13 protein-coding genes are annotated in these 13,097 nt (G+C 60.4%); 9 read left to right on the plus strand and 4 right to left on the minus strand.

The annotated features are described in order from the left end of the window. The first annotated feature begins 229 nt into the window (after window positions 1–229). The 8 genes from KIO76_RS13955 to KIO76_RS13990 all read left to right on the plus strand — a co-directional run bounded on the left by KIO76_RS13955 (window position 230) and on the right by KIO76_RS13990 (window position 7,210). A complete protein-coding gene (locus KIO76_RS13955; RefSeq protein ID WP_502761887.1) occupies window positions 230–1,153 on the plus strand; it encodes a carbohydrate ABC transporter permease in 924 nt (307 codons plus the stop codon). Continuing rightward, a complete protein-coding gene (locus KIO76_RS13960) occupies window positions 1,150–1,974 on the plus strand; it encodes a carbohydrate ABC transporter permease (RefSeq protein ID WP_213323830.1) in 825 nt (274 codons plus the stop codon). Before KIO76_RS13955 ends, KIO76_RS13960 begins: the two co-directional genes overlap by 4 nt. A gap of 217 nt (window positions 1,975–2,191) precedes the next feature. Further along, window positions 2,192–3,199, plus strand: coding sequence for a helix-turn-helix transcriptional regulator (locus KIO76_RS13965; protein WP_213323831.1), 1,008 nt, complete (start codon window positions 2,192–2,194; stop codon window positions 3,197–3,199). Between the two features lie 171 nt (window positions 3,200–3,370). Next, window positions 3,371–4,153 (plus strand): ABC transporter permease, encoded by a 783-nt coding sequence (locus KIO76_RS13970; RefSeq protein ID WP_213323832.1) that lies wholly within the window; start codon window positions 3,371–3,373, stop codon window positions 4,151–4,153. Further along, window positions 4,146–4,943, plus strand: coding sequence for an ABC transporter ATP-binding protein (locus KIO76_RS13975; RefSeq protein WP_213323833.1), 798 nt, complete (start codon window positions 4,146–4,148; stop codon window positions 4,941–4,943). Before KIO76_RS13970 ends, KIO76_RS13975 begins: the two co-directional genes overlap by 8 nt. Further along, window positions 4,940–5,926, plus strand: a complete 987-nt coding sequence (locus KIO76_RS13980) for an ABC transporter substrate-binding protein (protein ID WP_213323834.1) — start codon at window positions 4,940–4,942, stop codon at window positions 5,924–5,926. The genes KIO76_RS13975 and KIO76_RS13980 overlap by 4 nt, the downstream gene beginning before the upstream one ends. Window positions 5,927–5,933: 7 nt before the next feature. Continuing rightward, complete coding sequence (locus tag KIO76_RS13985) at window positions 5,934–6,581, plus strand: hypothetical protein (RefSeq protein ID WP_213323835.1); 648 nt, start codon at window positions 5,934–5,936, stop codon at window positions 6,579–6,581. Continuing rightward, a complete protein-coding gene (locus KIO76_RS13990) occupies window positions 6,578–7,210 on the plus strand; it encodes a hypothetical protein (RefSeq protein ID WP_213323836.1) in 633 nt (210 codons plus the stop codon). Before KIO76_RS13985 ends, KIO76_RS13990 begins: the two co-directional genes overlap by 4 nt. Window positions 7,211–7,294: 84 nt before the next feature. Here the strand turns inward: KIO76_RS13990 and KIO76_RS13995 are convergent, their stop codons facing one another. Together KIO76_RS13995 and KIO76_RS14000 are read right to left on the minus strand one after the other, a co-directional pair. After that, window positions 7,295–7,918 carry a hypothetical protein gene (locus KIO76_RS13995; protein ID WP_213323837.1) on the minus strand — a complete coding sequence of 208 codons (624 nt, stop codon included), beginning with the start codon at window positions 7,916–7,918 and terminating at the stop codon, window positions 7,295–7,297. A gap of 259 nt (window positions 7,919–8,177) precedes the next feature. Continuing rightward, entirely contained in the window at window positions 8,178–8,579 is a 402-nt protein-coding gene (locus KIO76_RS14000) for a hypothetical protein (RefSeq protein WP_213323838.1), read from the minus strand. A gap of 290 nt (window positions 8,580–8,869) precedes the next feature. Between KIO76_RS14000 and KIO76_RS14005 the strand changes: the two genes are divergently transcribed. After that, window positions 8,870–9,802: a sensor domain-containing diguanylate cyclase gene (locus KIO76_RS14005; RefSeq protein WP_213323839.1), complete on the plus strand. Its 933-nt coding sequence runs from the start codon at window positions 8,870–8,872 to the stop codon at window positions 9,800–9,802. Window positions 9,803–9,895: 93 nt separating this feature from the next. On the opposite strand, the gene KIO76_RS14010 is transcribed toward KIO76_RS14005, so the two are convergent. Continuing rightward, window positions 9,896–11,020, minus strand: coding sequence for an AI-2E family transporter (locus tag KIO76_RS14010; protein WP_213323840.1), 1,125 nt, complete (start codon window positions 11,018–11,020; stop codon window positions 9,896–9,898). A gap of 843 nt (window positions 11,021–11,863) precedes the next feature. Beyond that, window positions 11,864–12,943, minus strand: a complete 1,080-nt coding sequence (locus KIO76_RS14015) for a helix-turn-helix transcriptional regulator (RefSeq protein ID WP_213323841.1) — start codon at window positions 12,941–12,943, stop codon at window positions 11,864–11,866. Window positions 12,944–13,097 lie beyond the last annotated feature (154 nt).

Here is a 13,097-nt window from a genome sequence, read left to right on the forward strand (position 1 = left end):
GTCCGGCTGACGGCGCACGCGCTGCGCGGCCGGGTCGTTTGCGAGCATGCTCCGAAGGCTCTGGGGTGGGGTCTATTGGGCCATATCGGGGCATGCTCGCTTCAGTTTGCTCAAGGGCGGCGTGAGTGCGCGCGGACAGTTTCCAATTGGCGTAACGGCCTCGTTTAAGGCAGGGCAATCATCAACAGCATGATGCCACAAGCACAAGTGAAGCATGAGTGAGCTCACCATGAGGGAGGCTTCGGCCCCCGCCACACATCAACCCGCCAAGAGTGATTGGCGCCCCCCATCCTATTGGCCGTTCGTCTTGCCTGCGATCATCACGGTCAGTGCCGTTATCGTCTTCCCCTGGGCCTTCACCCTGTGGATGAGCCTGAACGAATGGACTGTCGGTGGCACATCGAGCTTTGTCGGGTTCGCGAATTACTTGCGCCTGCCCCGTGATCCGCGGTTCGCCGACGCCGTGGTCCACACCTTGTACTATACGGTCCTTTCGGTCCTGCTTCCGCTTCTGCTCGGCACTCTGTCGGCAGTGATCTTCCATGCCCGGTTCCCGTTGCGCGGCTTTCTGCGTGGCATCTTCGTCATGCCCATGATGGCGACCCCGGTCGCGATCGCGCTGGTGTGGACCATGATGTTCCACCCGCAGCTTGGTGTACTGAACTATCTCCTGTCCCTAGTCGGTATTCCGCCGCAGCTGTGGGTATTCGAGCCATCCACCGTCATCCCCTCGCTGGTGCTGGTGGAAACCTGGCAGTGGACACCGCTTATCATGCTCATCCTGCTCGGGGGGCTCGCGGCAATTCCGACAGAGCCTTATGAAAGTGCATTGATCGACGGTGCGAGCCGATGGCAGATGTTCTATTATATCACCTTGCCGATGATCGCTCCCTTTCTTATGGTCGCGGCCATCATCCGCACCATTGATGCCGTCAAAAGCTTCGATATCATCTATGCTATTACACAGGGTGGTCCGGGAACGGCTTCTGAAACCATAAATCTATATCTCTATAGCGTTGCATTTGCTTATTACGATATCGGCTATGGCTCTGCGATCGCGGTCGTGTTCTTCGCGCTGGTGATCGGGCTGTCGGTATTGCTGCTAGCGCTCAGGCAGCGCACGAAATGGACCGAAGTGGGAGGCGCGCTATGACACTGCGTGCCATCCTCGACAGGTTCCTCCTGATGGTTGCCGTCGCGATCATCGTGTCACCGGCCCTTTTCTTCTTCATCTGGATGCTGTCTCTCTCGCTGAAATACGAGGTCGACAACGCAGCCTATCCACCGATTCTGATCCCCGAGAATTTTGCGTGGCAGAACTACAGGTCTGTGCTTGAATCCAACCGCTTCCCGCTCTTCTTCCGCAACAGCCTGATTGTCACCGGCACGGCCACTCTGGTTGGCCTCATGGTCGGCGTGCCAGCCGGCTACGGCATCGCGCGGATGAAGGCCACGCGGTCAGCCATTGTCATCCTCATCGCGCGGATGACGCCGGGACTATCCTACCTCATCCCGCTGTTTCTGCTGTTTCAGTGGCTCGGCCTCATGGGTACGCTCTGGCCGCAGATCATCATCCATCTCGTCATCACCGTGCCGATCATCATCTGGATCATGATTGGCTATTTCGAAACGACGCCGATGGAACTCGAGGAGGCAGCCACGATCGATGGAGCCAACCGCTGGCAAGTGTTTCGCCATGTGGCGCTGCCCATCGCCAAGCCGGGCGTGACGGTCGCCTTCATTCTAGCGGTGATCTTCTCCTGGAACAATTTCGTCTTCGGGATCGTGCTTGCCGGCCGCGAGACGCGCACGCTGCCTGTGGCGGTCTACAATATGATCTCGTTCGAGCAATTAAGCTGGGGGCCTCTCGCTGCCGCCGCGCTGATCGTGACACTGCCGGTGTTATTGCTGACGATCGTTGCCCAACGACAGATCATCGCTGGATTGACCGCGGGAGCGGTGAAGGGCGGCTGACCATAGCCGACACCTGGCCCTCGAATGGTGCGGTCCATTGCCGGACCCGTTGGCTGGTAACTGCGATCTAGCCGGGGGTGAGCGCGCGTCATCCCTGGTGAGTGGCCGTCGCATGAAGGATTTGATAACAACGCATGAATGGGCGAGTGAGGCTCGTGCAAAACGGCCCTGCTGCAGCTATGATCTCTGTGGCTAACTCCTCCTGCCAGGCGTTCTCATGTCGCAGCCGGTGGTTCCCGCTCCCGAACTTTACAGGTTCGATCGTCTCTCGACCGACGATTTCGAACCTGCGACGCTTTATGAGGCGTGGCGCGCGGCCGCCTATCATTCAGTCGATCTTTTGCCACCGGACAAGGAACTCAGAGGCACCGCCAAATTCGTCCGTGGCAAGTTCGGTGTGTTCGGCAGTCATCAGGGATCCTGCTATCAAACGGTGTTTTCGCGCGAGGCGCGCAGCGCCGGGCTGGGCGAATGCATGGTCATTGCCTTGCTGGCGGAGCGTCGTGTCGCGCTGGAGGGTCCCGGTGACGCACGGATGATTGCCGAGAGCGGCTCGATGGCGCTTTATGATGTCGCGCGGCCGATGCGCTATCACTGGAGCAAGGGCAAGGATCTCTATCTTCTATTGCCGCGGCAAGCGGCCCTGGACGCCATCGGCGGCGCGCTGGATGGCTTGTCGCTTCCGCTCGAGCAGCAACGCCTTGCGCCGTTCCTGCGCACACAGATGATGAGCCTTGAAGAGCACGGCCCTTTCCTGGCGCGCAACGAATTGGCCTCCATGCTGGACGCGACGGTGGAGACGGCCCTGCTGATGCTGCGTGGGATAACGCAGCCTGTAGAAAGCGCAGCGGAATTGCTCACGAAGGGCCTCTATGCCAGCGCCATCCAATTCATGGCGGCGCATTACCCCGACCGTGACCTCGATCCGGGCATGATCGCCCATGCATTGGGATGCTCCCGCGCGACGCTTTACCGCGCCTTTTCCGAACACGATAGCACCGTGATGGATACGCTGCGTGAGCTGCGCCTTCAAAGGGCGCGCAGGACGCTGGAGGCCTCTTTCAATCTGAACGTCGGCACCGTGGCGCTGGCCTGCGGCTTTCCGGATTTGTCCGCCTTTGGCAAGTTGTTCAAGGCGCGTTTCGGCATCTCGCCCCGCGGCTGGCGGATGGAAACCGAAGGGTCTCGCGAGGCGAAGGGTAATAATAAATCTGCGGACGTTTAGTGTTCTCCGGATACTGAAAGGCTTTCAAGTCGGGTGCAGACGAAAATTATAATAATTCCAATATATTGGTTTTTGTTGCCAGTGCGAAGTAGGGCCTCTATGAGAGCGCATCCATCATGTCGGTGATGGGCGAAGAGTTCTCTTCGCGTCGTTTTCGCTTCGTACGCAAGAATGGTCATTTCACGTTTCTCCAAGCGTCTCGGCGCCATCTGCGTCATCGCTGCGCTCGCGATAGCGTGGTGGCAGGCTTCCGCCCGGGGGCTGGTCTCGACCTTCCTCTTGCCCATGCCGCATACCGTTTTGCTGACGGGTTGGGAGCTTGTCAGCGATGGCACGCTGGGCGCCCATATCGCCGTCAGCGTGGTTCGGATCATTGCAGGCTACCTCATCGCGACGGCGCTCGCGCTGCCGCTGGCGTTTCTCTTCGGAATTTCGCCCGCGGCCCAGCGGGCCTTCGAGCCGGTTCTGGAGTTTCTGCGCCAGGTGCCGCCGCTGGCCATGATGCCGCTGCTCATCCTCTGGCTCGGCATCGGCGAGACACAGAAAATCGGCATCATCGTTCTCGCCTGCTTTTTCCCCATATTCCTGGGCGCACTCGGCGGCATCGCGCAATGTGACCAAAAGCTTGTGGAGGTCGGGCGCGCTTGTGCGCTGCCGCAAGGCGCCATCCTGCGCCGCATCGTATTGCCCGCAGCCTTGCCGTCCATCGTCATAGGGCTGCGCATCGCGCTGGGGCAGGGGTGGCGCGCGCTGGTCGGAGCTGAGCTGGTCGCGTCGGCAGCGGGGCTCGGCTACATGATCGTAGACGCCGAGCAGTTGGCGCGTACCGACATCATCATAGTCGGCATCTTCGTCATCGGCGGCCTCGGCCTCCTCGCCGACTTCGGGGTCCGCCAGTTGATCGCCCGGACGGCGCCATGGTTGCGCCAGCGTACCGAGATTACCCATGCTTGAGGTGAGGGGGCTCAGCAAGCACTACAAGGTGGGCGATCGCGATGTGGTCGCCTTGGCTGACGTCGACCTGCTTCTGCCGCCCGGGAGTTTCACCGTTGTCGTCGGGCGCTCGGGCTGCGGGAAGTCGACCTTGTTACGCCTTCTCGCCGGCCTCATCAGCCCGACGGCGGGTGATATCCGGCATGCCGACGGGCATCGCCCCACAATCGGCTGCGTGTTCCAGGAGCCGCGGTTGATGCCGTGGTTGAGCGTGGCGGGCAACGCCGGCTTCGGCCTCGTTGGCAAGGTCGCGAAAGCCGATATCGCGACGCGCGTCACGGCGGCGCTTTCGCTGGTCGGTCTCACCGAGTTTCGCGATGCCTATCCCGATCAGCTCTCCGGCGGCATGGCGAGCCGCGTCGGGCTCGCGCGGGCCCTTGTGCTCGAGCCCGAACTCCTGCTCCTCGACGAGCCCTTCGCGGCGCTGGATGCTTTCACGCGGCGCAGCTTGCAGTCTGAACTCACTGACATCTGGCTGGCTCGCCGGCCCACCGTGATCTTCGTCACCCATGACGTCGAGGAAGCCCTGCTCCTCGCGGATAGAGTCGTGCATATGGACAAGGGCCGCATTATCGGGCGGCGACCGGTCCCGCTGCCCCGACCGCGTGATGCCACGGACCAGGAGCTCGTAGCGCTGCGCCGTGCGATCCTCGATGACCTCGCGGGCGATGCCTGCCGGCGGGATAGGCCGCCACTCCAAGAAGAGCCCCCACAAGATTCGCGCTTGTTCCAACAGGAGAGTATCCCGTGATCCGTCACACCCGTCGCAGCCTCATCACCACCGCGCTGGCGCTCGCCGGAGCTCTGTCGCTGACCACCGGCGGCATCCTTGGCGCGCTCGCTGCCGAGAAGCCGAAGACGGTGCGCATTACCTACGTGGCGTCGCCGTTCAACGTGCCATCCATCGTCATGCGCGCGAAGGGTTACCTGGACGAGGCCTTTGCGCCGTACGGCATTAAGGTCGAGTCCCCCGAGATCACGTCAGGCGCGCAGCAGGTCCAAGCGATTGCTGCAGGCGAGATCGACATTGCCAGCGTGCTCGGCGGATCTTCGGCGATCCTCGGGAAGGCGAACGGCGCGGATGTGCTGGTGATTGCAGCCTATAGCCGCAACCCAGAGGCCTACGCCATCCTGGCGGCGAAGGGTGGCCCCACGAAGGTGACCGAGCTCAAGGGCAAGAACGTCGCCGGCCCCAAGGGCACGGCACTGAACCAGCTTCTCGCGGCGGCGCTGATCAAGAACGGCATGACGCTGTCCGACATCAATTACATCAACATGGATCTCGGCGCGGCACGCGCGGCACTGCTCGCCGGCAAGGTCGATGCGGCGACGCTCGCCGGCAACAACGCGCTTGCGGTCGAAGAAGCCGGCGGTCACGTGATCGTCGATGGCAAGGGCCTGTTTGATCCCACCACCGTCATCGGTGTGCGCGGCACGTTCCTCAAGGAGCATCCCGAACTCGTCGAGGCTTATCTCACCGCACACCGCAAGGCGCTCGATTTCATGGCGAAGGAGCCCGAGGAGGCGCTGAAGCTCGCCGCCGCCGAGCAGAAGATCTCGCTTGAAGATGCCCGCCGGATGAATGCCTGGTACGATTTCACGCTCAAGATGAGCGACGCGGATGTGGCCAATCTCGCCGCTGACCAGGACTTCATGGTCGAGGCCGGCATGATGAAGAAGAAGATCGACATCAAGGCCGACCTCGTCGCGCCGATCGCCTTCACCGGGAAGTAAGGCCGCCATGATCGACGCTCTCTTGCTGGATTGCGAACAGACGGAGGGAGGTGTCAACCTCCTCATGAAGAGCGTCGATCCCGGGTGCCGGCTCGATGTCCTTCCTCTCTATTCACTCGCCGGCATCGACCTTCCTGCTTATCGCGGCTTGCTGATCGGCCTGCATGCCGATCAGCGTTACCTCCTGTCCCGCAAGGCGCAGCTGGAGGCCTTCCTGAGTGGCGGCGGCACCATCGTCTTCTGCGGCCATGTAGCCTACCCGTTCCTGGATGAACTTGCGCCTTACGAGGTCATCCCCGACTATACGGTGGATGATCTCGAAGTAACGCAGGCTTCGGACCATCCGGTCTGGAGGGGCGTTGATCGGCGCGATCTCACCTGGCGCCGAGGGGTCGCTGGCTTTTATGGCCGCGGCAGCAATCCACCGCCCGCCGGTGCCCGTATCATCAACACGCTTGGACCGCGTCGTCATCCCGTTGATTTTGAGACGAGGCCCGCCGTCGGCGGCCGCCTTCTGGTGCATGCCGGCGCGGATCTATGGGGCTATGCCGACAGCGGCAACAGCGCGGAGCGGATTGTGCCGCAACTGTTCGACTGGATAGCGAGCGGCGACGACGCTGAAGTGGGAAGCGCCAAGAAGGAGGCTGCGCGATGAGCTTCGCGGTCGTCGAAGGCGGGTGCTACTATCACCACGAGACTATTCATGCCGAGCGGTTTCGCGACCGGTTCGATACAGCCATCTATGCGCCGGATCTGGTCGAGGGCGATCTAGACGGCTTTAAGGCCGTCATGGTCGCTGACAGGATCAGCCCGACAATCCTGCGCGCCAAGCGGCGGCTGTTTCTGCGCTATCTCGAACAGGGCGGCACGTTGATCGTGCTTGGGGAGAACCAGGCGCACACCTGGCTGCCGGGCGTGGAGTGGACATTCAAGCCCACCAATTTCTGGTGGTGGCTCGACAAGGGAACTGATCCGGGCCACCGTATTCCAAACCCGGACCATGAGATTTTCCGTTACCTCCCGCAGCGCGCGGTGGTCTGGCATTTCCACGGATTGCTGCATCCATCGGCGGGCGCCATCCCGCTCGTGACCATCGCGCCGGAGATGGGCGGTGGACCGGATGGCACGCTGCTCTACGACCATCCAGGCGTGGGTGGCGGCAAGGGGCGGTTGGTGGTGACCACGCTCGACCCGTTCTATCACAACGGCAGCCATTTCATGCCCATGGCGACCGCATTTCTCGCCGGGTTACTTGACTGGACCGACGCGACGTTCAGGCGTTGATTGGCAGGGAAGGCGGCAAGCCATCCTTGTAGGGCGGCCCTGACTGGGCGGCATTCAGTGCAATGCCGCCCGTGTCGTTCGCCGTTACGACAGCATCAGACCTGCTTCCGAAGCGCTTGCCAGAACGCCAAGAAGGGAGAGATCGATCGGAGGCGCATCCGCCGCGAGGTCATCGGCAGGAAGCGCTTCGGGAGCCGCCCCGCTGCCCCGCCAGAATGCTTCGTGAACTATCCCTAATCCAGCAACAAGCGGAGGCTCAATTGGCGGCAGAATCTCCACAGGTTCGCCGAGGGGAGATATCAAATGAACAACCCCGTCGTCATCTGGCTGCGGGTGCGTCGTCGTTTCGGAAGAGTTGTCCGCAAAAGAATATGTCGGGACTGAGCCGCCGGTGCGGATCTCGTTCAATACGTGTGAACCCGCCAGGCTGACGCTGTCCCAGAGGTTCGCAGAGAGTTCTTTGACGCCATCCCACACGCGTGTCGTTTCCCACCTGGCGTCGTCCCACTGGGCAGAAATGCTGTCTCCTACTTTCGTAGCTGCCGAGCCAACCGCATCCCGAACAGTCGAAGCGGCCGAACTGATCCCGCCATATGCTTGGTCCCCGACCCATATGGCGCCCTGCCCGAGTTTCTTGGGAACGTAAACAATCACTTTCCCAAAATCATCGAAGAAGGCGCCAGCTGGATCGGATGCGTAGTTTGCCATGAAGATCTCCTGCGAACGGAACAATTATAATTTACAACATCGATAATTTTTATCTTGGTAATCCGTGCAAATTATAAATATAGTATGCATATATTTTTCAATTCTTTGAAGGCAGGGCCGCTTGTTGTTATGATTACGACGTTGGGCATCGTGGATGCCGGTGCGCCGCACCCAAAGCCGGCGATCTGCCATGTATCGGCTCGTTGTGAAGTTTAGCGCCGACGGCATGGAGCGAGATGTCGCCGGCGCAAGCTGTGTATTATGGGTGGTGCCAATCTGGCGCCTCGGCAGCGCCTCGCGTGCCAATGAGATCAAGATCGGCATGAAGGTGCCCGGGAGACATTTGCGCTTCGATGGCCCCGCCGGGAGGCTGCGATGTCATCGGGGATGATGGTGCATGTGTCGCATCGGGCTCCTGGTCGCCGTTGCCGCCGAGCGCGGGCAGGAGCCAGCTTCCTGTGACGACGTCCCATCCCGTTGAGACGCTCCAGCTGACGAAGTCCCAAGCCTTCCCTACAAGCCAGCCATCGAATTCCAGGAACTTCGCCATGCCGGTGCCCCAGAGACTGGCTACGGCTTTCAATCCTTCCCCAACCAAATCGTAACTCCACTGCGCGACTTCGCCCAAGCTGACGCCGAGATCTTCGAAGAATTTCGACATGAAATGCTCTCCGTGAAAATGAAGGCTTATAATTGCGGAATTATTCTCATTATTTCTTCGTGATTTCTGCAATTTCGAATATTCTCCGATGTATACTCCTGATATGTGCTGTTGTTGCGTATGATGGTAATATTTGGTATCCATTAAGACGTGAGCGGTTGCGCTCTCGTCTTGGGCCGGGGCACGGTGTTGAAAACTGTGAGATCCACCATGGGGCATGGCCGGGAGATGGAGCCTGGATTTGGCGGCATCCAGCGAAATGCCGCTTACTCGGGCTGTGACACAGCATAATGCCCGACACGGCGGCTAAACTCTTCCAATTGTATGAGAACGCACCGGTTCTCGTCGCGCTTTATGACGAGTTCGACCGTTTGCGCTATGCAAACAAGTCGTTTCGCGACACCTTTTTTCTAGACCCGGATGAGACGCCCCTATGGTCGGACCTCATGCGCCGGAATTTTCATTTGCAGCGTGGCACCGTGATCCGCCAGGAGAATTTCGAGGCTTGGCTCATCTCCACGCAATCCCGTCGCGGAAAGATCGGCTTTCGGGCTCTTGAGACAGACCTGTGGGACGGCCGTTGGCTCTGGATGACGGAGACGGTGCAGAGCGATGGATGGATGCTCTGCATCGCCAGCGATATCACCGATCTTCGTGCTGAGGAGCGCTTGGTGCGGCAAGATCGGGATCTTGCCATCAAGGCCGCCTATACCGATGAACTCACGGGCATAGCCAACCGCCGATACGTCACGGCGCGCATCGAGGACATGCTGCGCCAACCTGACCAGGACACGGGCTTTTATGGCTGCGTCGCCGTGCTTGATCTCGACAATTTCAAATATATCAACGATCGCTACGGTCACCAGGCCGGCGATATCATTCTGCGGGATCTGGCCACGCGTATCATCGGACGCGTGCGGCGTTCTGATTCTTTCGGGCGGTTCGGCGGTGAGGAGTTCGTTCTGGTCATGCCGGCTACCTCGGTTGAGGAAGCTGCCTTGATCGTGGAGCGCATGCTGGCCATCGTGCGCCTGTCACGACCGCTTCCAGGGTGGAATGACTTCAGCTACAGCTTCTCGGCTGGTATTGCGGCGGGTCGTGGGGGTGATACGCCGACCGATCTGTTCGGCCGCGCCGACAAGGCACTGTACGCGGCAAAAATGGCGGGTCGCAACCGTATCCACATCGAGAGTGACCTGTCTGACCAAGCCGTCGCGAGCTAGGACATGACCGGCGATTGTCGCGCCGGCACTTATGGCGTTGCTATCCGGCAACAGACGACCTGCGCCAGCTCGCGGATTCGTTCCGCGAATGATTCACTCGTCGCCGGTCAGAAAATGTCCGATCGCGGCAAGCGGTTGCACGCCGTCGCAGACGATCTTGAAGATCGCCAGCATCGGTACAGCCAGGATGGCGCCAGGCACCCCCCACATCCAGAACCAGAAGATCAGGGAGATGATCACCAGGACGGGATTGAGCGTAAACCGTCGCGCCAGCAGCATGGGCGTGACGATTTCACCTTCAATCACGTGGATGACGAGATAGAGGGCGGCGGGAAGCAGGGCCGCCCAGATCGGATCGAGGATCAGAAGCCCGGCCAGCAGGAATATCCCGACACCAAAGAATGGCCCCATGATCGGCACGTAATTGAGAAAGAAGGCGACGACACCCCACAGCACGGGATCGCCCAATCCACAGGCCCACATGGCAAGGCCCGTCGCCAGCCCGACCGCCACGTTCATGAGGGTGATCGTCAGAAGATAGGCGGAGATGTTCTCCTCAACACGTTGTGACAGCTCAACCGCCTGACGCTTGTCCTTGAAGCTCGGGAGAATCTCCACCGTTCGCTTTAGGAAGGTATTGCCGGACATCAGCAGGAAGAACAGGATGAGGATCGTCTCGAAAAAGCTGCCCGCGAAATGGGTTGTGCTGCTGAAAAGCACGCTGGCAATGGCCGAAGTGGATGCCGGGCTGCCACCCCCCACGCCGCCCTGCACGATACGGTCCGCCTGGTGAAGGAAAGTCCGCAGCGTCGTGATGGGCTCATCGAGAAACCGGAGACGCTCCTGAAGGCGCGGGACGCCCTCGGGAAATTTGCTGGCCCAGGCTGTGGCGGGTCCGGAAATGGCCGCGCCGATACCCACGATGGCCCCAAACACAGCCAGTATCAGGAGGAGTGCGGCGACACTGCGCGGCAGGCCCAGTTTCTCGAGCAGCCGCATGACGGGTTGAAACAGAAGCTTGAGAACGAAGGCGAGCACGATCGGCAGGATAATGTCGGCCGCGACATAAGCTGTGGTCAGAAGTGCGAGGGTTACCAGAATGACGAGGCAAACGACGACGGGATCCCTCGGCAAGACGACGGTCTCGCTGAGGTTGGGCTTTGTCGCCGTAGGGACGGTTCCGGCTGGGCTTACATCCTTGTTGTTCAGGATATCCATGCGCAAACCCATCCACTCACCATGCGTTGACAATAAGTCGCTGACGTGGGGACGGTTCCGCTGAAGTTTCGAAATCTGCCGGGTCCAGCGGGGAGGGGGGACGCTCTGGTGGAACGCGCCTGCACCCCTTTGGATGCGGTGGTCCCCAAGCCTGTCTCGTTCTCGTTTAGATAGAAATCGGTGGAAGGACGCTCAGCGGCTTCTCGCCACGAGGCCGGCAGGGCTATCGGCAGGTAGCCCCGGTCGTACTCATGACCAACCTGGGGGGATGGGTCAAACGACCGGGGCCTGCCCTCGGGGGGGAGAGGGCAAGTGCGAACCTATGGACCGATTGTTAAGCTAAAGTTGCAAAACGGGAGCCTCAACAAAAAATGAGCTCATAAAACGCGATGCCGAATGTGTTCTGTGGACTTGCTCGCTGGGCGAGGGGTTTCAATTCACTGCAATATTCCGATGCCATCACCGACCTGTGAATAAGTCTGCTCGCGCAAAAGGCGATAGCGGAGTAGCAAGCAACGGGGAGGGTGTATACTAGACGCTATACGGTCCCATTTAGGAACAACGCATTTCCAGGCCGGGACTGTCCCCGGCCCAGCTGGAGGACTGGGCCGGGGATCGGTGCCAAAATGAAGCAGAGGCGGCCACTTCAGTCTGGCCCAGGCCAGATCTGGCAAAAGCCACGCCACGCTTCGGCGGCGTAGTGTTAATGCTATATGATCGGAAACGTCAATGGCGCTGTTGGGCTCGTCCCCATCCGGCTGATGGCGCGCCTTTGGTCCGAGGGCAGTAGCTCTTAGCGCGGCGCTTTCCTGATCGATGGCACGCGTATATGGCGTGACTACACTATTCGGCGGTATGGCGAGGCGAGGCGCCTAAAGCCGAGGCGACCGCGCGGTGGCTGGCGCGCGCATCCCTTGGCGAAGTGCCGAAGCGCCGCCGGAAGGTGCGGTTGAAATAGGACAAATCGCCGAAGCCGACGGCGAATGCGATTTCGCTGATCGGGCGGGCCGTACGCTCCGTTGTCTGGAGCATGCGCATTGCTCGCTCGAGCCGGCGTTGCAGCACGAATTCAGAGAAGGTGGTTTTCTCGTCCTCGAACAACATCTGGAGATAGCGCAGACTGATGGCGTGCTTGTCCGCTACTTGGCGCGCGCTGAGGGAGCGGTCAGTCAGGCGGGCTTCAATGTCGGATTTGATGGCGCGCATGCGGTCGTCGGGCCTGTGGACGAGGCCCCGCGCCAGCGCACCGTCATGTTCCCTAGACATGATGTTGACCAGATTGCACATGAACGAGAGGACATGCTCGCGCAGCTCGGCTGTGTGTATCGGCATCAGGCCACGCATCAGCGCAGCGCCATAGTTGCCGAGCATCTGTAGCGCATCGTCCTCCGCGCTGAATACGCGCATCGCGGCCGCGGCTTCTCGCGCGCGTTCACCCACGCCATCGAGCGGCATCACAAAACAGTCGAGCCGGCTGACGCGGGTCATCAGCAACGTGCTCTGCGCCTTGTCCGTGATCAGCACCGCTTCCCGCGCTCCGACGATCGCATGGCGACCGCCGTTGCGTGTGACCAGGATCCCCTCGGCAGGGCGCAGCAACACCGCCATTTCTGGTCCGAAGACGGCGTTCATGGCGTGTTCAATCCCCGGCGCTGGCGCAAACAACGAGACAAGGCCCATGTCGGGCTCAAGCTTCAGGAGCGCGCGGGCCTGAAAAGGGGCGGGATGAGCAGCGTCAATCTCGGCATAGCGTGCTGACTTGCCTGTGACGCGCAGGTCGATGTCGAGCCGTGACGCCCCTTTTTCGATGAACCAGACCGGCTTGGTCTTCAGCGATGCCGGCGTCTGTCTCCGCCGGGTCACATCGCCAGCCACCGAGGCCGCATTGCGTCTCAGTCCGTTTGGCACTTCGCACCTGTCCAAGAAACCTGCATCCTTATCATGCAAATAACATTCTAGATTACTTCACGGAACGCGCGCAGATTTTTCTCAATAGATCTATGCGAACCTGAGTTTAGAAAAATTAAAAACTGAGGTTCAGTTCTACAAGAGTGCCGAATAAGCGCGGGGGATATCC

The sequence above is a fragment of the Chelatococcus sp. YT9 genome, assembly GCF_018398315.1.
GTDB lineage: Bacteria > Pseudomonadota > Alphaproteobacteria > Rhizobiales > Beijerinckiaceae > Chelatococcus.